22 protein-coding genes and 1 tRNA gene are annotated in these 20,182 nt (G+C 56.8%); 6 read left to right on the top strand and 17 right to left on the bottom strand.

The genetic code is table 11. The features are described from left to right. Nucleotides 1-86 precede the first annotated feature (86 nt). A complete protein-coding gene (locus ACX80A_RS04020; RefSeq protein ID WP_459258388.1) occupies nt 87-1,619 on the bottom strand; it encodes a DHA2 family efflux MFS transporter permease subunit in 1,533 nt (510 codons plus the stop codon). Between the two features lie 1,236 nt (nt 1,620-2,855). Between ACX80A_RS04020 and ACX80A_RS04015 the strand changes: the two genes are divergently transcribed. Then, nucleotides 2,856-3,752: a hypothetical protein gene (locus ACX80A_RS04015; protein ID WP_459258386.1), complete on the top strand. Its 897-nt coding sequence runs from the start codon at nt 2,856-2,858 to the stop codon at nt 3,750-3,752. Between the two features lie 226 nt (nt 3,753-3,978). Beyond that, a complete protein-coding gene (locus tag ACX80A_RS04010; RefSeq protein ID WP_459258385.1) occupies nt 3,979-4,443 on the top strand; it encodes a hypothetical protein in 465 nt (154 codons plus the stop codon). Nucleotides 4,444-4,483: 40 nt separating this feature from the next. On the opposite strand, the gene ACX80A_RS04005 is transcribed toward ACX80A_RS04010, so the two are convergent. Next, nucleotides 4,484-4,648, bottom strand: coding sequence for a hypothetical protein (locus ACX80A_RS04005; protein ID WP_459258384.1), 165 nt, complete (start codon nt 4,646-4,648; stop codon nt 4,484-4,486). Beyond that, nucleotides 4,645-4,863, bottom strand: a complete 219-nt coding sequence (locus ACX80A_RS04000) for a hypothetical protein (RefSeq protein WP_459258383.1) — start codon at nt 4,861-4,863, stop codon at nt 4,645-4,647. The genes ACX80A_RS04005 and ACX80A_RS04000 overlap by 4 nt, the downstream gene beginning before the upstream one ends. Before the next feature lie 200 nt (nt 4,864-5,063). Here ACX80A_RS04000 and ACX80A_RS03995 point away from each other — a divergent pair, with 200 nt between their 5' ends. After that, nucleotides 5,064-7,121: an N-6 DNA methylase gene (locus ACX80A_RS03995; RefSeq protein WP_459258382.1), complete on the top strand. Its 2,058-nt coding sequence runs from the start codon at nt 5,064-5,066 to the stop codon at nt 7,119-7,121. A gap of 1,101 nt (nt 7,122-8,222) precedes the next feature. On the opposite strand, the gene ACX80A_RS03990 is transcribed toward ACX80A_RS03995, so the two are convergent. The 7 genes from ACX80A_RS03990 to ACX80A_RS03960 all read right to left on the bottom strand — a co-directional run bounded on the left by ACX80A_RS03990 (nt 8,223) and on the right by ACX80A_RS03960 (nt 13,222). Next, complete coding sequence (locus ACX80A_RS03990; protein ID WP_459258381.1) at nt 8,223-8,543, bottom strand: histone-like nucleoid-structuring protein Lsr2; 321 nt, start codon at nt 8,541-8,543, stop codon at nt 8,223-8,225. Between the two features lie 585 nt (nt 8,544-9,128). Then, nucleotides 9,129-9,257: a hypothetical protein gene (locus tag ACX80A_RS03985; protein WP_459258380.1), complete on the bottom strand. Its 129-nt coding sequence runs from the start codon at nt 9,255-9,257 to the stop codon at nt 9,129-9,131. Nucleotides 9,258-9,490: 233 nt separating this feature from the next. Beyond that, on the bottom strand, nt 9,491-10,501 hold the full coding sequence (locus ACX80A_RS03980) for a hypothetical protein (RefSeq protein ID WP_459258379.1): 1,011 nt from the start codon (nt 10,499-10,501) through the stop codon (nt 9,491-9,493). Nucleotides 10,502-10,503: 2 nt separating this feature from the next. After that, entirely contained in the window at nt 10,504-10,779 is a 276-nt protein-coding gene (locus ACX80A_RS03975) for a hypothetical protein (RefSeq protein ID WP_459258378.1), read from the bottom strand. 326 nt (nt 10,780-11,105) lie between these two features. Then, on the bottom strand, nt 11,106-11,261 hold the full coding sequence (locus ACX80A_RS03970; RefSeq protein ID WP_459258377.1) for a hypothetical protein: 156 nt from the start codon (nt 11,259-11,261) through the stop codon (nt 11,106-11,108). After that, a complete protein-coding gene (locus ACX80A_RS03965) occupies nt 11,254-12,408 on the bottom strand; it encodes an AAA family ATPase (protein ID WP_459258376.1) in 1,155 nt (384 codons plus the stop codon). Before ACX80A_RS03965 ends, ACX80A_RS03970 begins: the two co-directional genes overlap by 8 nt. Further along, nucleotides 12,401-13,222: a bifunctional DNA primase/polymerase gene (locus tag ACX80A_RS03960; RefSeq protein ID WP_459258375.1), complete on the bottom strand. Its 822-nt coding sequence runs from the start codon at nt 13,220-13,222 to the stop codon at nt 12,401-12,403. Before ACX80A_RS03960 ends, ACX80A_RS03965 begins: the two co-directional genes overlap by 8 nt. Before the next feature lie 430 nt (nt 13,223-13,652). Here ACX80A_RS03960 and ACX80A_RS03955 point away from each other — a divergent pair, with 430 nt between their 5' ends. The 3 genes from ACX80A_RS03955 (at nt 13,653) to ACX80A_RS03945 (ending at nt 15,605) form a co-directional block, all read left to right on the top strand. Further along, nucleotides 13,653-14,195, top strand: a complete 543-nt coding sequence (locus ACX80A_RS03955; RefSeq protein ID WP_459258374.1) for a hypothetical protein — start codon at nt 13,653-13,655, stop codon at nt 14,193-14,195. Nucleotides 14,196-14,373: 178 nt separating this feature from the next. After that, entirely contained in the window at nt 14,374-15,462 is a 1,089-nt protein-coding gene (locus ACX80A_RS03950; protein ID WP_459258373.1) for a tyrosine-type recombinase/integrase, read from the top strand. Nucleotides 15,463-15,532: 70 nt separating this feature from the next. Then, a tRNA-Ala gene (locus ACX80A_RS03945) sits at nt 15,533-15,605 on the top strand. A gap of 160 nt (nt 15,606-15,765) precedes the next feature. On the opposite strand, the gene ACX80A_RS03940 is transcribed toward ACX80A_RS03945, so the two are convergent. From ACX80A_RS03940 to ACX80A_RS03910, 7 genes are all read right to left on the bottom strand, one after another. Next, nucleotides 15,766-16,962: a tyrosine-type recombinase/integrase gene (locus ACX80A_RS03940; protein WP_459258372.1), complete on the bottom strand. Its 1,197-nt coding sequence runs from the start codon at nt 16,960-16,962 to the stop codon at nt 15,766-15,768. After that, a complete protein-coding gene (locus ACX80A_RS03935; protein WP_459258371.1) occupies nt 16,963-17,178 on the bottom strand; it encodes a helix-turn-helix domain-containing protein in 216 nt (71 codons plus the stop codon). 435 nt (nt 17,179-17,613) lie between these two features. Continuing rightward, nucleotides 17,614-18,123 carry a GNAT family N-acetyltransferase gene (locus ACX80A_RS03930; RefSeq protein WP_459258821.1) on the bottom strand — a complete coding sequence of 170 codons (510 nt, stop codon included), beginning with the start codon at nt 18,121-18,123 and terminating at the stop codon, nt 17,614-17,616. Between the two features lie 136 nt (nt 18,124-18,259). Then, nucleotides 18,260-18,478, bottom strand: coding sequence for a hypothetical protein (locus tag ACX80A_RS03925; RefSeq protein ID WP_459258370.1), 219 nt, complete (start codon nt 18,476-18,478; stop codon nt 18,260-18,262). 76 nt (nt 18,479-18,554) lie between these two features. Further along, nucleotides 18,555-19,004, bottom strand: a complete 450-nt coding sequence (locus ACX80A_RS03920) for a class I SAM-dependent methyltransferase (RefSeq protein WP_459258369.1) — start codon at nt 19,002-19,004, stop codon at nt 18,555-18,557. Nucleotides 19,005-19,019: 15 nt separating this feature from the next. Beyond that, entirely contained in the window at nt 19,020-19,277 is a 258-nt protein-coding gene (locus ACX80A_RS03915; protein WP_459258368.1) for an MFS transporter, read from the bottom strand. A gap of 175 nt (nt 19,278-19,452) precedes the next feature. Beyond that, the gene (locus ACX80A_RS03910) at nt 19,453-19,749 is read right to left on the bottom strand and encodes a GNAT family N-acetyltransferase (RefSeq protein ID WP_459258820.1); all 297 of its coding nucleotides are present in this window, start codon (nt 19,747-19,749) and stop codon (nt 19,453-19,455) included. Nucleotides 19,750-20,182 lie beyond the last annotated feature (433 nt).

The raw sequence follows: 20,182 nt of genomic DNA, 5'->3' as shown, positions 1-20,182 counted from the left end.
TCGGTTGACGATGTCCAGATTGACCCGCTGCGACGTGTTAGCTCACCGCAGTGAGTGTTGGCGTAGGGCACCCGGCCCCATGGCAGCTAACCTGACGTTGGTGGTCCACTACTTGCCGAGGCAGGAACACTCGACGGTGTTTCGTCGCCAGCCCAGCCGGTCCGGCGCTGTGGTCGGGCGAAGAACAGGGCTGCGCCCAGCCCGATGAGGATCGCAGTGGCGGGCAGGAACAGTGACTGACCCATCGCTGCGGCGTAACCAGCCTGCAGGGACTCCGGAAGTTGCTGCCCGGGCACCGCTTCGGTACCGCCGTCGCCGATGGTGGCAGTCAGACGGGACAGCATCATCGCGGCGATCGCCGAACTGCCCAGCACCGCCCCCACCTGGCGGGTGGTGTTGTAGACGCCGGACCCCGCTCCCGCCGAGGACCGCGGCAGGTTCCGTGTGGCCGTGAGTGAAACCGGCGCCCAGATGCCGGCGCTCGCGAGCCCTAGCAGCGAGATGGGTAGGAGCAACGCCCAGACCGGCGCCTCGGGGGTCAGGATGGCGCCCAGCCAGAACAGGGACACGGACATGGCCGAGAATCCGAAGACCGCCATGTATTTGGGATTACTGCGCTGGACCATCCGCCCCACCAGCGGAGCGAGGGACCCTGAGATGATCGCCATCGGGTTGAGCAGCAAGGCCCCTTCGGTGGGAGAGAAGCCGCGAACGTTCTGCGCGTAGAGCATCAGGGGGATGGCGACGGTGGTGATGGCGAAACCCATCGCGAAGATCGAGGCGTTGCCCAGTGAGAAGTTACGGTCCTTAAACAGGTCCAGAGGAACGAGCGGTTCCTTGCGGTTATACCGCTGCCAGAGGATGAAAGCAGTCAACAGGACCAGCCCGCTGATGATGAGCAACCAGACTGAGATGGGACCGGCAATAGTGCCCCAGTTATAGGTTTCGCCTTCCTGAATGCCGAAGACCAGGCAGAACATGCCCGCGGCGCTTAAGGCGACACCAAGATAATCGAAACTGTGGCTATTAGTGGGTAGCCGTGGAACCAGTCGGTAGGCGAGGATTAGCCCGACGACGCCGACCGGTGCGTTGACGAAGAAGATCCATTCCCAGCCGAGTGAGTCGACAAGCAGGCCACCAAGGACCGGCCCCACTAAGGTTGCGACGCCGGCTACCGAACCCCACAGCCCCATTGCGGCGCCGCGGCGATCCGGTGGGAAGATGCGCGTGATGACTGCCATGGTCTGCGGTGTCATCAGCGCGGCCCCCAATCCCTGCAGGACCCGGGCGAGAATGAGCATCTCCACCGAACCGGCAAGTCCACACCACACGCTGGCCAGGGTGAACACCGTCAGCCCCGCGAGGTAAATGCGGCGCGGACCGAAGCGGTCACCAAGCCGACCGGTGATCAGCAGCGGCACAGCGAACGCCAGCAGATAGGCGCTGTTGACCCACACCACACTGTCCAGATCCGCGCCCAGCCCGTTCATGATCGCCGGGATGGCTACCGAGACGATGGTCGAATCCACAAGGATCATGAAGAACCCGATTACCAGCGCCCAGAGGGCAGGCCAGGCGTTGATCTCGGTCTGCGCCTCAGCGGAACCCTGTGTGGTCATTCTCCGAGGTTACTCCGCGGTGGACGCCGGTTTGCTACAGTAATTTTTGCGGGGCTTTAGCTCAGTTGGTAGAGCGTTTCGTTCGCAATGAAAATTCGACGCTCCCTACTTACCGCTGCAACAGACAAAATCGTTGTAAGTACGCGCTTTTTGGGTCACTACGAGTCACTACGGAATCGTCTCAATCACAGAAAAATGTGATCATTTTGTGTTCGCGAGGCGTCAGATTGCCGCCCGTTTGCCACTCTCAGACACCCCATTCGGTCGAACTTTTCGAGGCGCTCCACGGCTGCTCAAAAGCGTCGAAGTGGTGCGGGTGTTTTGAAGTGATTCGCCAGTGTTTTAAACCACCCATGACCTGTGCGTGTAGTAGTGATTTGAGTGGCACCTTTAGGTGCACTCATATCACCCACTCGCCATACCTCAGATATCAGGTACCGAAGTGATTCGTCGGATAGCGGTGATTCAGGTGCTGCTCAGACGGGAACGCTCTGCTGGTGTCCGGCGACTCGCCTTCAAAGCACCTCATAGACGACTGTCCTTTCTATGGATACTCGTCGCTTGCATCGTCGTGGCGTGGGTAGCGGGATCTGCGGGCATCGAGCGGCCTATTGGCAGGTTGGCGGGTCAGCGAATCAATCGACGTGCCGTTGCTGATGTTTTGGCGCCGACTCTCCCGCTCGAGGCCTCGGTTAATATGGCGTGCCAACTGAGAATTCGCCTGGGGCTCGACTTCAGGACGGACGGTGAAGCTTTGACGAGCGCCACATCGCACTGCTCAGGGCTCGTCGGCTGTTTAGTAGGGGAGAACATTCGATTTCCTCGTACCCGTACATTTTTTGTTCACCCGAACGCACCGGGACGATGTGCGTGTGCGGGGGAGGGGGTGTCCCACGGGGGTGTGCAAACGTCACGACAGACGTTCGATGTCGTTCGACGAACAATCACACGCGACATGCATCAGTCGGTCACGACAGACGACAGCAGACGCGCACAGATGTGTATCGCACGCAATGTGCACGCGTCACGGTGTCGTGTCATCGAGCAAGCATCGATGTGAAGCAGACGGCAAGCGTTCGGCATCGTGTGCACACAGCAATGTTGGCAGGGTCAGCGATGGTGGGGTGATGGCGTGGTCAGCGCAACAGGCACGGAGGTACACATTGCAGTAAATCATCGAGTGCGAGGTTGGCGAACAGTCGCGATATTGCATCAATTAGACGCCCAAGACTCAGAATGTCGGCCGAACATGGTTCACTGATCGTTCCAGTACCAATCAATCACCCGGGGGCACCATTGAAGACCGTCAAGCTTTTAGTCACGTCAGCGCTACTAATCAGCGTCAGCGCCTGTTCATCAGGTGCAACACAGACAGGCGGCGGTCAGTCGACAGCGGACGGTAGCGGCGCACCAACCACTGAAGCGGCGGAGACCACTGGGGCGGCCGAAACTACGGAAGCAGTCGAAACAACGGAAGCTGCAGAGGCCGTTCCTATGACGGTGACCGACGTTGTGGCCGAAGGGTGGCTCGCTGGAACCGCTGAGCCGGAGTTTGATCTGGGGAGTGACGGCAATGTTGATGTCGTCACTAGTGGCCCGATCAATAGTTCACCGGGCGGTACGAAAGTGCCGATTGCTATCCGCAATAACAGCGGAGACACCATCACAGGCATCGATGTCACTGGCGCGGCGAAGGATGCTGCCGGAACAATTATCGGATCGGGACAGAGTCAGGGAGTGAACCCGGCAAACGTTCCTCCAGGCGGCATCGCGCTTGGGTTCGTCTACTACCAGAGTGAAATCCCCGCAGACGCGGCCATTGACTTCACGGTTGCCTCGACGCCATTAGAAGGCGAGCCGTACTTCCGTGATCTTCAGATGGATCAAGCAAATCTTGTTGGTGAATCTATTACCGGGCAGGCCACCAATACGTCCGACGACACGATCAACGGTCCGTATGGCGTAAGTGTGTATTGCTTTAGTGAGGCGGGTGAACTGTTGAGCACGCAGGGTGGGTACGCATCACCTGATGCTGATCTTGGCGCCGGTCAGAGTGTCACCTTTGAAATCCCGTTGTTCGGGGCCGAATGCCCCACATTCCTCGTTGGCGCTTCCGGTTACGGTCCACTCTAGGGATTACACATTGCAGTAATTCAGCGTCAGCGAGCGTGTGAGACCGTGGCGTAACGAAGCGCAGTGATCACGCAGTGAACGTCCGTTGGACGCCCAGTGCAGCAACAGCGGACGTGTCAGAGACACGAACAATGCCAACCGGGAATGACGCGACTTGCCTATCAAAGATGGAAGGTTAGTTAGCTTCAAGCCTCAACTTACCAATTCCATGGGGGAATCGAAATTTATGAAGCAGGCATCTTATTACGGCTGGTTGACGCTGGGCGGCTTGGCTATAGCAGTGATTCTGCTTGGTGTAGCGCAAACGCAAGTAACCACTACATGGATCTGCACCGGTCCTGCAGTGGAATGTGCGTCCTCGGAGTCGACGCCGATGGCGGGGTTTTTGTATGTGGTGGTGATCGTTCTAATGTTTGCGGCGGTTCGGAACTTTTTTCGTTGGGTTGGAACAAAGGCACAGAATTTGCCTAACACTGTCCTATCGGTTGAAGATGCCGAGCGCCGACATGCTCAGGACCAAGCGGCGATAACGTTGGCGCGAGATCGGGATGAGGGAAAGTGCAGACGTTGCGACGCGCCCCACGATATCGAGGTCTACTTCTTGAAAGAGCCAACCTATGAAGAGGCCTTCGATCCAAGCCAGATGGCATCATTGTGTCCCGTTTGCGCCAAGATCATGGGCCTTGTCTAACTGCCACTCAAATGCCCGGAACGAATGCCCGGGCAAAGAGTCAGTCGATGATGGTGAAGGTGCGCACCGTTTCGTCTGGGTTGAACGTAATGGCCGCTTCAAGCACGATGTGGGGCAGGGTCACGTAGGCCGATCCGTCGTCCTCAATTTCGATCTCGACGCGGTCCACGTTGAATGTATGGCACACCCATTCTTCGAGCATCATGCCTTCGCCTCGGCGGCTGCACGTTCACGGCGGCACGTAGCCCGGGCAGCTTTGCCTTCTCGCCCGATCTTGGCGTGTGTGCAGTCAGTGTGCGAGGGGCGGATGGTTTCCTTCGTGGCAGGCTCGGTGGTCTTCTTTGCAGTGGTCGCCTTTGACGCGGTGGCTTTGGCGGTAGTGGCCTTCGGAACGGTCTTCACGGTTGGGGTCGTGGTCATGTCGATTCCTTCGTTTGTCGTTTGCGTCGTCCTCTAGGGCGACATGAGAAACGTAGGATACTTTGCCCGCCAGTCCGTAGGTGGTGTATGGAACCTGCCGTGCCAACCGGGGTAACGCCGGTCGGCGCTCTAGCTAAACAGATGCACTGTCTGCGTGTCGTTCATATATAACTGCATGCAGAGAGTGCTAGTTTTATTGCATGCTTAGTTTCGACGCCCAAATGCGCTCAATCCACGACCATCTGTACTCTTCGGCGAACATTCGTGTCCCGGAAGGCCTTCAGCTTGAAGTTGCCAAGGTGATTCAAGCTATCACTTGGCTCTCAGTTGTAGATGCGCTTTCCCCTCTGCCGGAGCAAGTTCGAGCTCTAGCCGCGAGCGGTGATACAGAGGCGGTTACGGAAATCGCCAGATCCCTTCGGAAAGGGTTCAGTGCCTACAATTCTGCAATGTCCCGTTATCCCCGGGGAGAAGCGATTCTTCGGCTGGACGATAAGAGTCTGGCCTATATAAGGGCTGCGCTGTCTGACGTTGACATGTCGGACGCTGACCGGGATTGGCTCGGTGACGCATTGGAGGTTTTTCGGTCGACGGCAGCTAAGAGGCTTGGTGGCCAGTTCTTTACCGACCAAAAGATTACAAATCTTGCCGTCGAGCTTCTGAACTACGATCCTGAAGAGCACGATCTCGTGGACATTTGCGCTGGTACCGGCGGCTTTCTTCTCGCGGGTGCAAGGGTGGCGCGGCTGAAGGGTATGAAGGGCGCTCCTAGGCTAATCGGTGTTGAAGTTGATGGAAGTCTTGCCCACCTAGCGAACAGCACTGTTCGACAATTGGGTGGGCTCCCAGCTGACCCCGTATTCAATGCAGATTCCTTCCGCGCCGCAGATCAGTGGCCGGTGCAGCTCCGGAGGACCGTGATTCCCGGCACCCACATGCGATTGGCTACCAACCCCCCATTCGGTCAAAAAATTACGGTAAAAGACCCTGAAACCCTTCGCCGCTTCGACTTGGGTCATATATGGAGCAAAAAAAGTGGCGAATGGGTCAAGTCGAAGAAAGTGTCTCCTACACCTCCGGACATCCTGTTCGTGGAACGCAACGTCGAGCTAGCCGTGCCGGGGGAAGGCAGGCTCTCAATCGTCCTTCCCTACCAAATACTGTCCGGTCCAAAGTTAGGCTACGTGCGGGAGTGGCTACTTCGACACACCAAAATACTTTCGGTAGTTGATCTTCCCGAGGACGCTTTCCAGCCGTGGACTGGGACAAAGACCATACTCCTAACGGCAGAAAGGCGAACCAAGCCGCTAGATAAATGGGAGCCAGAGGACTACCCAGTCTTCATGTCCGTAGCCTCTGAAATTGGTCATGATCGACGGGGTAATCCCATTGTTGACGTCGAAGGCAAAATTGTTACTGATCTTCCAGGAATCGAGAAAGATCACGCGGATTATTTGAAAGCTGGGCGAAGCTATTCGGGATCTGCGAAGTCCTTTGTTGTCTCTGCCAATTCATTTACGAAGGAAGCTGACCTACGACTGAATGCGGCGTATTACATGCCCACCAGAGTGGGAGCCAGAAACCATTTCGACAACCTTGAGGATAGCGACTTCGAGGTCCGCACGTTGGGTGAAGTTACGCGTCGAATCTTTTTCCCTGGTAGGTTCAAAAGAAATTATGTCACTAACCCTGCTGACGGTGTGCCGTTCTACGGCGGAACCAATATCACTCAGCTTCGCCCCACAAATCGGAAGTATCTCTCCAACTTGGATCGAAAGCTCCCAGACTTCCTCGTTCAAGAAGGGTGGGTGTTGGTCACTCGAAGCGGATCTACTGGCATTGTCTCTTCCGTTCCGAAGTCATGGGAGGGACACGCGATGTCAGAGCACGTGATCAGAATCGAGCCCGACCATGATCTACTGCCTGGTGACTACATTGAGGCATACCTTCGAGGGCCTGTTGGTCAAAAGCTTCTTGCTCAGGGTATTTTCGGAAGTGTCATCGATGAGATCACGCCAGAGCACATCGCTTCACTTCCTATCCCGGTACCGCGGGACAAGAAGGTGCTTAGGAATATTTCGTCCCTCCAGAAGGCGTCCAACGACAATCGGGAACTAGCCATCCGTCAGAGTCTCGCTGCCGATGCGGCTCTCGAGGAACTCATTGGTGGGCACTTTGCTGGCATCGGGGAATACGCCGATACCACCCTGCCGAGTCTGGATGTCAGCGATAAGCGCCAGAAACTCATCGAAAGTTAAGTCATTCTGCATTGTGTTGGAGCGGGCGAGCATGAGGTACGTATTGCCGGGTTCATGCCGCCCGCCTCTCGCTAGCGGGTTTAGGTGGCCGGATGTGATGACCTTCGGGCTGAGTAGAAATTCCTTAAACCCTATAGGGCGAAGCAAGATTGGGTCGCGGTATTCCCCAGGTTTGATTTCATGGCCGAGCAGCCACCAGAAGGCATTTTCGAATTCGGGTTGTTCGAATGTAGGGGCCCCATCCATAGACAAAGCTTGCAGGTAATATCTAATTTCTACTTGCTCCGCCTCCCTTTTCAACGCATGGTACTTATGGCCGCTAGGCAATAACCAACGAAGAGTGCGGTTGCCGTCGGCACCGGATTGTGGGCGCCCCGGAAGGATTGACGAGAACTGCTTTGTGGGAGGAGTTCGTCTTCCTGCATCACGAAACTTGCTAACGATGGCGTCAACTGATCTCCGGCTGTATCCGGCATTTGCCGCCACCGAGCGGAAAATCTTAGGCATCAACTCCATGAGTGACGTGACGTCTTCGTCAGTCATCGCATCGCCGCGCTGGCCCAACGATGCCGCGTTTTCAATCAAAATGGTCGTCGCTTGTTCAAGTTCCACGAAAGCCCCCTCGCCGAAAGCATAGTACAAAGTCTGGTGTGTTCACCGCGCGATTCGGAAGAGATCCCACTACAGTTCACCTTTGAGGACACACGAGTACGGTGAGCTGATCGGATTTTGATGGCCTTTCGCCCGCATGCCCCGACACTCAGGCCGGTGGCAGCTGTCCCTCCTGCATAGCGCGGTTGCACTTCCGAATCGATGAAACTAGTCAGATTTGAATCGACAAAGTAGAAATAGGCTAGCTGCGACGTGCAATGCGAACGGCTTCGGTTGATACCCTCGGATAAAGATGTCCCCGCTGAATACACGCGAGCAGGAAATGAGCTTCCGAGCCTCCAACTCGTGCAAAAGAACCATTCGATACATCTCTGGGCAGGCGTGATTCGGCGCTAAGCGTCCTACACAGGCTTCTGGAGCGTATTCGCAACAGGCGAGACAGCACACCCAGCGCACGCTGCGCCCGGCGGAACGCAGCGTGGCATCCTCTTACCGCTGGGCGGCCCGGTACGCCTGAACGATTACGGTGTTCACGCGGCCGCGCGTCGAGACGTTGTAACCATTGGCACGCGCCCACTCCCGCACCAGTGCGGGTTCGGGGTTACGGCCCGGCGTGGCAACGCGCGCCTTCACCGGGGCGCTGCGGCGTGCACCGGAAACGTAATTACTCAAAGCCGACCGAAGCTCTTTCGCATGGGTTTTGGAAAGATCTATTTCATACTGCACACCATCGAGACCAAACCGCACAGTTTCATCTGCTTCCCCACCGTCGAGGTCATCAATCAGGAGGATTTTCAGTTCTTGCGCCACGGTTAGCTCCTGCGTTTTGTGGTGAATCGATATGTAAGCCTAATTATGTGCTTGGCACGCAGTGACCGTCAAAGCATCGTGGAAATTATCTTTTAACGGCTTCAGTCGAAATGGGTAGGTATAGATCATCGGGAAGCGCTGGGGTCTTCTGGATCGGTCGCCGCTGCCGGAGCCTCCTGCTGCGTCTGGGCTTGTTGCTCCTCGGCCCAAGTCATTGCCCGTGTTCGGTCCGATTCGGCGAAGCGATTAACCGCATAACAATGTAGAAAATTGTTCAACCGCTATCGAGGGCAGCAATACTGCAACATACTTAAGCATGGCTATCTCCAACCGGTTTCAGAATGAGAAAAAGTAGGGTTTTCCGATACCCCCCCCGGGTTGCAGCGGAGGACTGGGATTTGTCGGTAGTCGACACCTTGGGGTGAGGCTCGTACCGGGCACGCGACCCTTCAGGATTTTATGGCGTGCGCCACCGAGAGTTTATGGCCTGGATGGGGCCGGTTCCGGCGCTCAAGCCTCATGTCCTTCTAATGTGATGTCATCCTCGAATATTCGATCGTTCAGGGACTCACCTGCTCAAATTCCCTACTGATCGACCCACGCTTCGGCGCCATTCTCGCGTAGTTTCGTGGCGAAGGGAATCACGAAGTTATCCTCGTTCTCGGGGCATGGCTGATAGATACTCTGGGTGGCGAGGTTATGATCTTGGGCCACTGGGACGCTCCGACAGTTCGATTTGGGGCATCCTGCACCCGTTCTGTAAAGCGTCCAGAATTGTTCATGATTAATCACTCACGGGCACCTGTTGTGTAGTCTGACGGAGCGGTGCTAGGCGCTGTCGACGACGACGCCGTGAGTGACTGCAATGTATTGACCAGCGTGTTTCCGCTATCCGCCACAAAACCCCCGCAGCGTGAATCTGCGGAGGTATCGCGGTTGATAGAGAGTTACGACATGAGTGCTCGACGGGCGGCGTCCCCGAACGATGGCTTCTTTTGGGCGGGCGGCTGGGCCTTCCTTCCACTAGTTGATCGGGTGAACTCAGTGGTAGGCGTTGATTCAGTGATCTTGTAGTACTTGTCTCGTGCGTCTTCAGTTGCGCTGATGCTCCAGGAATCGACGGGTTGGACTGCTAGGTGAGCAGCTTCCCAGGACGTCAGCAGTTGGCCCACCGTCGGCACCCACAGGTCGAGTTCGGTGCAGACGTGGATCAGGTACGCCTTCTCCTGATCCGAAGCAACGGGCATAACATTCGCCTTGTACGGATACATCGCCCGCGGGTATTCGTCCAGCCACTTGTTGTAGTTCCCTACATGCCCGTCCTGACCGTCTCGCGCCCTCGTGGTGTACGACTCCGAGCGCTTCTTCTGCCAGAACTCGGAATGGTCAAGCGAGTTTCGGATCAGCCCGACTTCATACAGCTTGTGAATGTCGCCTGATTCGACGCATGCACGAACTATCGATAGCTGCACACCCCGCAACTCCTTATAGGTTGCGACGAGTTTTGCAAGATCATGCCACGCGCGCCTTTCTTCGGGATCGTCCCGTTCGAGGACCGACGCAGCGTCTAGCGCACCCTTCATGGCTGACGAGCATTTCCCGACCTTCGCAACTACCTTTTGCAGTTCGTTGTGTAGGAACACCAGAGCGGCGTCCGAGTGGTCTTGCACCGCTTCTACTTGCTGGTGGAACAATGCCTTTCTGGCGCGATCCAGCATGTCCCTTCGCAAAGCGAAGTTCCTTCTCGCTCGGTCCAGGGATTCCTGACCACTCACAACATCATCGGGAAACGCCTCACCGGACATCGCGCTGTCTACAAAATGCTCGGCGGTGATGACGACAGCGACTTTCGGCGACCGTTTCTGGTGTTCTCGTAGTTCCTCGGTCACTCTGGCGATGGCATCGGAAGCGTCTTCGTAGCCTTTGATCTTGGCGTGTGCCTTGCTTGAGATTGACATGGTTATTTGCCTTCCTTGTTGTGGAACTCGTTGTACAGGTCTGTACCGCGTTTGATTCCGCCTGATCGGCGTTGACTCGCCTTTGCACGTTGCTCGGCTGTCGCACGTGTCTTGGCGTCAAAGGTACCGTCCCTGACCGCCTCTGCTGCCTCGGTTACGGTGAGCGCGTTGCGAGGTTCTCGTTGCCTTCTCGCAGCATCCGCTTTCAGGCGGCTATCGATGAAGGCATTGATGGTGCCATTCCGAGTTGCGGCGATGGCATCAGTTACTCTTCCCATTGGTTTCCTTTTCTTGTTGGATCAGGTCGGCGATCTGGTTCGCTAACCCGAGGGCTTGGTCATGAGTGAGGGTTTGGATCGGGCGGTTCCTGATCAGAATCTTGATCATCGGTTCTGGCAGTCCTCCGTCGTCACACCACCGGACACGGGCCGCTCGAATGGTGCCTGCCCGGGAACGCTGTGATGGGTGGATGTAATCGAAGCGAACAACTGCGGTCCCATCGGTCGAGCCATCCGTAACGTCGGGTTGCGGGACCATCTGAACCTCGTTTGGTGGCGAGGGCATCTCAGTTCCTTTCGTAGATGTACTGCAATGTTGTGGTTGGTCAGTAGTCACGGCGGGCGGTTCGCTTCCGGTAGAACGGGCAGGTGTCGTCGTGGTGGATGCAAATGCGGTAGATCCCGTCATCGAGCGTGACTGTTTGGTAGGCGTTGCAGTCGTCGCACCCGCCCGGTACACGAGCAGGCAGATTGCTAAGCATCTTCCTCGGCCCCCCATTGCTTGGCAGACTCGATGAACCCGGTACCCATGCGTGTCACGGCGAACGTTCCAGACTTACCCAGGCTTTCCGGTGGCGTAAGTTTCAAGAGCCGTTCCGTCTCGCACAGTTTGATTGCCTTTTTCACCGTTTCGATTGGCCACGAGTTGTTCTGCTCTCGGACGGCGTCGACTATTGCGCGCTGTGAAAGGGCTCGTCGAGTCGAGTCTTTCTTGGCGGACAGATTCTCCCGGTTTATGAATCCCAGGATGGCTAGTCGAAGTTCGTCGGTGATGGTGCGAGGCCCGGCGGCTTGCTCCTCGAATGGTTCAAGCGTGTAAGTGATGCTGCCGGTTTGGGTGGAATCAATGACGGCGATGGCGATCGGCTGCGTACGGTCGCTTTTGCGAAAGTCACCGGATCGAGGGCGAACCCCACCCGGGCGGTCCTTCGCAACACGAAGTGAAATACGCCCAAGCATGCCGATTCCAAGAGGGTCCAAGACCTCAACCGTGAACGATGCGCCCGTGAGGTAAGACATCTTTGCTTGCGCACCCATGGCGAACCTTCCGCGCGATTCACGGTCCTTAGTGACATGGTCGACCACAGCTACTGCAGCACCCGTTCGCTTTGCGATTTGCCTTGGTACTCGTCTGCCCCATTTCGTCACGTCATCGTTGTCCATTGAACTGACGCCGAAGACCGAGAAGGCTTCAGTTACTCCATCAATGACTGCCAGGTGAAATGAACGCTCAAGGATGTCCTCCCACAGTTCGTGGTCGATCGATTTCTCGTCGAGAGGGTTGGTATCCGGATTGATGTAGTAGAGGTACTTGATGATCGCCCTCGGGGGAGCGCCAAGTTGAATAAGCCTATTCACGACGGTCGCGCGATCCGACTCGAAATCAATCAACAGCACTGATTTGCGGGCTTTCAAGGCGAGGGCTATTTCCGCATGCAGAACCATCGACTTGCCCGATTCAGACTCGCCGTGAAACGAGTGCACCATTCCCGGGTACATCATGAACGCCCCGTCTGATCGGCGCATGACTGAGGGTGCGAGGGCTTTGAATGTGCCGCTGACCACGCTGGTCAGGTCAATCCGTGCCCAGGTCGATACGTCCTCTAGTTCATCAATTGGATTAGCCACGGTTGGCCCCCAACGCTGAAGCGACGGTCTGGTCGATTTCCCAATCCTTTAGACCGAGCTCCTGAGCGACTAGCCGTGTATTCCAGATGGCGGCACGTTGTTTCTGGGATGGTAGCTCTGAGATGCGGCATAGAGCCCAATGCAGAGTGCTGTTGCGTTGGCCTTCCTGCGCACCGGACAGAGTCGCAAGGATCCCCGCGACGTTGTGCTTGGCAGAGCCGCCGGCGGTTGCCTGCCTTTTGGGCAGTTCAACAACCGTTAGAAGCTGGTGGAGCAGTACAGGTAAAGGCTGTATCGGTTCGTCCCGAAGGATTTTGTAGTCAGGGGTCGGGGGCGCAACGGCGATGCCACCTCTTCCTCGAATGTCGACCCCTGGGGCAAGCTTTCCAGCGCTGCACCCAATTAAATGGTGAGGAAGTTGCCAGAAGTAGAGGTGAATTCCTCCACGAGGAGTCCGCACGACGAAAGTACGGGGGAGCTTGATCCCGTGTTCACGGAGTAGCTTCTTGAGGTTGGAACGCCCGTCAACGCCAGCAGCATGGTTCATATCGACGTCTACGAGGACTAACCCGTTTTCCCCCGATTTGTTGCAGTCAACAATCGTGCTGTCGCTCAGTCCGAATTTCTTGAGAATTTCTGGTTCCGTCGAAGCTTCTGCTCGGGACTTTTTGTTGGCGTGCTTCTTCCCTTGGAGGCCGTCAGTGATCGCAAGATTGTGGGCTTGAAGTCGCGCTCGTTCCTCAGTCTGGGCGGCCCGTAACGCTTTCTGAGCCTTTGAGCGAGAGCCGGGACGCCGTTGTTGTTGCTCGTACATGGTGCTTCCTTTCAAATGATGTGTCGGACAAGGGCGTCGTTTATTAGGGTCCTGCGTTTGGGTGGGTGTTACTTGCCGCGTTCCGTGATCGTGCGCTCGCTCTCGTTGAGCCAACTGTCTAGGTCGGACTGGCGGTAGAGCACCAGGTTCGGTGAAGGTTTGAGGAACTTAGGGGGGAGCCCCCGGTATCGCCTGTTACGCAGCGTTCCACAGGGAATTCCCGTGTAAGTCGAAGCTTCGTCTTCCCGAAGAGTGGGATCGGTCTGAGATGGAATGGTGCGGTTGGTGGATGATCTTTTCGATGGCACGTTGCCTCCTGGTGGTTTAGTGCTGTGACACAACCATAAACCATGTGATGCAAACGTGCTCTCCAGTACACCAAGTACATCTGCGCGATTGATAGCCTCCTCAGTCTGATAGATTGAGGAGCATGACTGACGAAGTTCACATCAAGCCCGATTTGGTATTCCCCCGTGTAGTCGAAGGGAGGACTGAGCCCCAAACATTCCAGTGGGATGTCGAGATAAGAGCTGTATGGAACGACCAGAAGCTCGGCTATGAGACTGACCGCCTGACCCTCGAAAGGCACAGCGAAGATCCCAATGTAAGCCCGGTGATCACGAGTAAATGGATCAGAGCCCTGCCAATCCAGGCCGTTTTTCGCGAGATCATCAATCGCGAGGTGAAGCTCACCGACGGGTCTAGTTACGTTCTGCCAATACTGACCGAGATGAAAGTAACCAACGGAAAGGTGACCTGGGAGCCGGACGCCAATGCTGTAGTTATCCGAGACATGCCTATGGATCGGGCGAAAGCTAATGAGGTTCGGCTCCGGGAAGCGAGCAGAATTTACGCTATCGCCAGAGCCTTCGGCGAGTCCCCTATCAAGCTAGTGGCAGCAATGTTTGGAATGACACCGACCGGCGCATCGAAGCTCATGGCGAGGGCAAAGGAAGCGGGACTGAGCGAATGATCAGGGCGCCGCAACCCCAAAAAAGCTGTTACTCGTACATGATGCGACAGCAACCTTCGCTCGCACACGCGACGACAGACGCCACATCACGCCTACAGACGTACTGCAATGTATTGAGCGGTGTTCATGCGCGCGGGTATCGGCGGCGTCTGACAGACGCGTACAGGACGTGTGCGTAATGGCATCGATCGATAGCTACCAAACGTCTAAAGGGAAGCTGTGGCGCGTCAGGTACAGGACTCCCGATCACACGCAATCCATGAAGCGGGGGTTCACGACCAAACGCGACGCCCAGCATTGGTTGTCGTCAATGGAGGTCGCCAAGGCTAACGGCGAATACGTAGGCGTAGCCGCCGGGAAGATCACCGTCGCCCAAGTCGCCGACCAATGGTTCGATGCCCAGGTGCAGGTCAAGCAGACCACCCGCTCGAACTACAAACAGGCTCTGGAAAAGTACGTGAAGCCGACCTGGGGGAATCGTCAGCTGGGCAGCATCACCCACGGTGAGGTTCAGGCGTGGATCACGAAACTTTCCCGCTCGCTATCGCCGTCCTCGATACGACCGCCCTACGGCGTGCTGTCCAGCATCTTTAAGTACGCGGTGCAGGACGGGCGAGTGTCGAAGAACCCCTGCATCGGCGTAAAGCTTCCCCGAATGACCAGGGACAAACATGGCTACCTGACTCACGAACAAGTGAACAGGCTGGCAGCGGAATGCGGGGACTACGGAGACGTGGTCCTTTTTCTTTCCTACACCGGGCTGCGATTCGGTGAAATGGCCGGGCTTCGAGTCAGAAGCCTGAATATGCTGAAGCGGCGGGTCGCCGTTGACGAGGCTGTGTCGGATGTACGCGGCAAGCTCGTATGGGATACGCCGAAGAATCATGAACGACGAAGCGTCCCATTCCCCGCCTTCCTTTCAGAACTGCTTGCCCAACGCTGCGAAGGTAAAGCACGAGACGACTTCGTGTTCACGGGCCCCGACGGAGGGGTGATGCGGGGAAACAACTTCCGGATGCGGTTTTTCAACGCGGCGGTCGCTCGATGCACGGAGGCCGACGACACCATGCCTCGGGTCACGCCACACGACCTCAGGCACACAGCCGCCAGCCTCGCGATATCTGCCCGCGCAAACGTGAAGTCGGTGCAACGCATGCTTGGACACAAGGACGCGACGATGACGCTGAACACCTACGCCGACTTGTTCGATGATGATCTCGACTCTGTTGCGCTCGCGCTCGACGCTGCTCATCGAAAATCTTTGTGATCACGGCGTGCTCACGCATAGAATCAGACAACCCTTACAAGGGTGCAATTACGCGCAAACACGCGTATCCGGGGCTTTAGCTCAGTTGGTAGAGCGTTTCGTTCGCAATGAAAAGGTCAGGGGTTCGATTCCCCTAAGCTCCACTGTGAAGGCCCTCTGACCTGCGGAAACGTTGGGTGGGAGGGCCTCATTTCTGTCCTGCGACGGCTCAACCACACGGAAACCACACGCTTTCGGATGATTCGGGATCAGCCTTGGGTGTTGCATTCCGTCCGTCTGGGCCTCAGCGACGATGGGTGGTATTCACATAGACATGCCCTCCGGACGGGATAGTGATGCGGTCCCAAACTTTTGGAGGACCGCTGTGAGGTCCGGTGACTGGGTTGCCTTGGCAATGTAGTGCTTCTCTGTGATTGCAGTTCCAGAGTGACCCAGCTGCGCGGCGGCTTGCTTGGAACTGTATTCCTGGTCGATGAGAGTGGCAACGGATTTCCGGAAAACATGCGGGGTTACCCATCCAAAGGGTGATCCAGCGCGGGCGTCCCGCCATTGCCTGCGGAAGTTGTGCGGGCTGCGTACGGTTCCTGTGGAAGACGGGAACAGCATGTCTTCGGGTTTGGGCTGCTCGGCTGAATACCTGCGCTGGAGTGTTTGCACGGCAAACGGCGGCACCTTCATCGTGCGGAAGCCGGCTTTTGTCTTCGGGTGGGCTTGCCGGTAGGCACCGCGGCCTTTCTCCATCACGACGGTTCCCGAGATTGTGATGGTCGGCGGTTCCGCTCTCAGGTTGACGTCCTTCCAACGTATGGCCAGGACTTCACCAATTCGGGCGCCCGTGGCGAGGAAAATGTCGAGAACATCCAGTAGGTCCGGCGCGCGTGGCCGTCCCTGGTGTGTGGGGTCCTCCTGCCACCGGGCAATGACAGATCGGAGTTGTTGAACATCTTTGACGGAGAGCGCCTTGACGTCTTTCGTGGCGGACTTGATAGGTCCAACATCCCGTACTGGATTGGTGCGCAGGGCATCATGCCGAACCGCGAGACCGACCATGCCGGTCAGAACAATTTTGGAATGACGTGCGGTGGCGGGGTGGTCTGCGGCGACGTCTTTGAGGAACCGGTCGATACGGCCGGTGCTCAACTCGTGCAGTCGGAGTCCCGCCAACGCGGGTTCGATGACACGTCGGTAGGTGTCACGGTAGCCATCGATGGTCCTTCGGCCTGCGCGACCATTGTTCTCGATTTCGTCGAACCACAGATCGCTGAGCTCGGATAGCCGGGTGTCTCTGGAAATATCACTTGAGGCAGGGGCTCGACGGTCTTGGAACGAAGTGACAAGGTTTCGCTCGGCGGCGGCTCCACTGGTTCCCCATGCTTCAGCGGTGCGGGTGATGCCGTCGGTGTCACGGTATCTTGTCGTTGCACGCCAGCGGCCAGTTTGGTGTTTTCTACGGCTGATCTTCCCCCATGTTCCAAGCGGTAGCGGGGGTCGTGGTGACATTTAGGTGTCCAATCGAGAGGATAACCAGGAGTCGTAGTCGGTGCGGCTGATTCGCAAATGCCTACCGATTCGATACGCGCGGGGCCCGAGGTGTCTGACTCGCCACTGGTAGAACGTTTGCTCTGGAATCTGTAGCTGAGTGCAAATGTCCTTCGGGGTCAGCCATTGATAGTCGGCAGCTTTCGCGGTGTCGCTGCTTTCTAGGGTGGTGGCCATGAAATTCTCTCCATCCTTGTTGCCGACCCAAGGGCAAGGTTTGTTCCAGTTCATGGGTGCAAGGCGTTTGGACTGCATGACGGACGATCGAAAGCTTGCCGCCCGTGGCCCTACCTTGGCCTTACAGGCGCTCGGGAAGAGGAGTTGTCTAACCTGCGACACGACTGGACGTGAGTGGGCGCTCACGGTGATTACCTTTGATGCCAGAGGTGTGGAGTGGTTGGTGCGCTCGAACCGAATGCGTCATTTGGCCCAAGTTAGGGCTGCAGGAATGGGGGCTGACTTGCCGGTCCAGGCTGCGGCAAATGACCTCATGTACTGCAGATTACGGTACGAAAGTCCGGTAATGTCAGGGAACTTCTGGGCTGACGTATCAGGGTGTTATCGGCGTTTCACTGAAAGCGGGGCTATATCTACGGGGTCGGTTCGGTGGTTTTAGTCACCGGTGAGAACCGGGCGCTGTTTGCTTGTGAGGTCGTGAACCAGCCAGAGGGTGTCCCCGTGCTCAGCATCCTTGGTGCTGTCTGAGAAGCCGAGTCGGGAGAGCACCCTAAATGATGGAGCATTCCAATCGCGTACGGTGGCCCAGAGCCGGGTTCGGCCAGTTGCCCGTGCGGCGTCAATAACTGCAGTCCCTGCCTCTGTCGCGAACCCACACCTTTGGTGAGACTTGAACAGTTCAAAGGCAATCTCCGGTTCTGCATATGAGCTGGCACCGATGGTTAGTCCGCAGTAACCCAAGATTCCTGAACCGGGTGTTTTCTCCATCGCAAGGAGAAATAGGCCAGAGCTTTCGAATTCGGCTAGCTGTGCCACGATGCGCTGGCGTATCTGCTCAACTGTTGGGTTGCCTCGGTGATCGATCCGCCGGGGTACTCGCGGGTCTCGTTCTGCCCACAGTTCTCGAATGGCTTGGCTGTCTTCGCCCTGCATCCGGCGAAGCATTAAGCGCTCCGTTGTGAGTTCAGTGATCATTGGGGTGAATTCAGTCGTGCTCATTAAGGAAACCTATATCCAGTCGATCATTCGTGACACCGGGTGGCGGGAAGGAGGTGGTGCATGGGGCGGGAGCGGGCTGGGTTTAGCGGGTGGTGGGGCTGGCTTCAATGACCATTAAAGGTTCCGCGGCGGTATGTGTGAAAGGTGTGCGTTTCCAGTCTCCCCAGACGTTCGACACGGTGAGACCAGCACGATGCAGGTCTGCCGTAATTTGCTTGAGGGTACGAAACTGGAGCCTTTGTTCGACATCGACTACACGGTTTGCATCGATGAACTCGTTGTGGCAATGCATGGTGACCATTCCATCAGCATCGGGGACAGTGATGATTGTCGACTCGCGTAGCCGTCCAACGATGGTGCTCCGCTCGGACCCGGGATCATTCCACTGTTCCCATGCCAGCGGCCTGGGGGTTGCGCGTTTCGAAAGCTAATACGCCCCCGGATTTTAGCCCCCGCGCGATGTTGTCCAGGGTGGCCTGCCAGTCGCTACCAAGGATGTGCATGGCGACGTTGCCAGTCATGATGATCAGGTCGTTGGCTTCGACATCGATCAAGGTCGAAGTGCCGAGCCGCCATTCGACTGCATCCTCGGAAGGCCGGGCTGCCGCTCGGGCGAGCATGGCAGCTGCCGGATCGATACCGACGACGGTCCGCCCTGGTCCAGCAAGTGTGACGGTGAGGATCCCTGTCCCGCATCCAAGATCCGTTATGTGAGTGGCCTTAAGGCGCTCGGCTAGCGCTCGGTAGTAATCATGATCTTCACCGTCAGGGTTGTCGTCGTCGTATATTGCTGCCAGCAGGTCGTCGTTGTATTCGTCGTAGTCCATTACGCTCTCCATGGTTCAGTCGGTTTCGCTGTGTCGCAAAACCAATGCGAGGGGTAGTACGAGCAGCGCGGTAGCGATTCCGAGGACGATGAATGCGCTTTGCAGGCTGAACGTCGTTGCGACGATGCCGCCCAGGAGGGCACCCAAGGGCCGGCCTCCGCGGGTGATGGTCCGGTAGACGGCGGTGACCCGGCCTAGCAGTTTCTGGGGGACCGTGGACTGCCACAAGGTCACTAAAGCCGACAGCACCCGCCGCCGAGATAATCCGATCAATCAGTTTCATGCCCGGTCCCCCTCCGGAATGGTGACTGAGAGTCGTCCCCCAAATGAACAAACCCATATCTGACACTACGGGAAGTGATTGACACATCCGAACCAGTATTGGTCCTAATGCTTCTTGAATGATGGTTCAGGGGAGGCCTTCGATGAATCGCGAAGCGTAAAAGGGTTAGGGGAGCGTTCGTTCGAAGATCACGTTGACCGGAGTGAAGCCCTGAGATTCAAAGAAACCATGGGCTCGATCGTTGAACTGCCATGAATCTAGACGGATAGCCGCTGCGCCATTGTCCTGGGCCATCTTTACTGCGGCGTTCATCAGCAACTTCCCAACACCCTTGTGCTGGGCGGTAGCTGCCACCGCGATGTGGTGAACATAAACGGATGAGGACGATCGCCGAAATGGATTGGCCGGTCTTGTTGTGTGTTCAGCGAGTAAATAGCCGAGGGACTGCCCGCCCCTTGGCATGGAGCGCCTGAATGCCAATACCTAACTCGACCAAATCATTGAGATCATCCCGCGTGGCATCACGAACGGTTGGAGCGGTCGACATCGACAGGCACATACCCAAAATATAGTCGACTCGCCCTCTTCCCGATGACGTGACGCTTGACCGCAAACGATGGTTTGAGCCACATGGTCGGGGATCATGGTCTGATGCAGACTTTAATGACCGACCGTCTATTGCTTCCGCCGTGGGAGCCCGAGGATGCCGGTTTTGTCTACGACCTCTACTCACGCTGGGAGGTTCAACGTTTCATTGGGCTGGTTCCACGAGTGATGGAGAATCGCTCCGAGGCTGAAAGGCTGATCCAGAGTGGATCCAGCAAAACAAGGGACAACGGCCGACCGGTCCTGCGGGATATCCGCCTGCGGGCGGGTGGAGTTCGAAGGATTGAGC

The sequence above is a fragment of the Arthrobacter sp. TMN-50 genome, from assembly GCF_054511125.1.
This window is presented reverse-complemented; position numbering and strand designations above follow the sequence as displayed.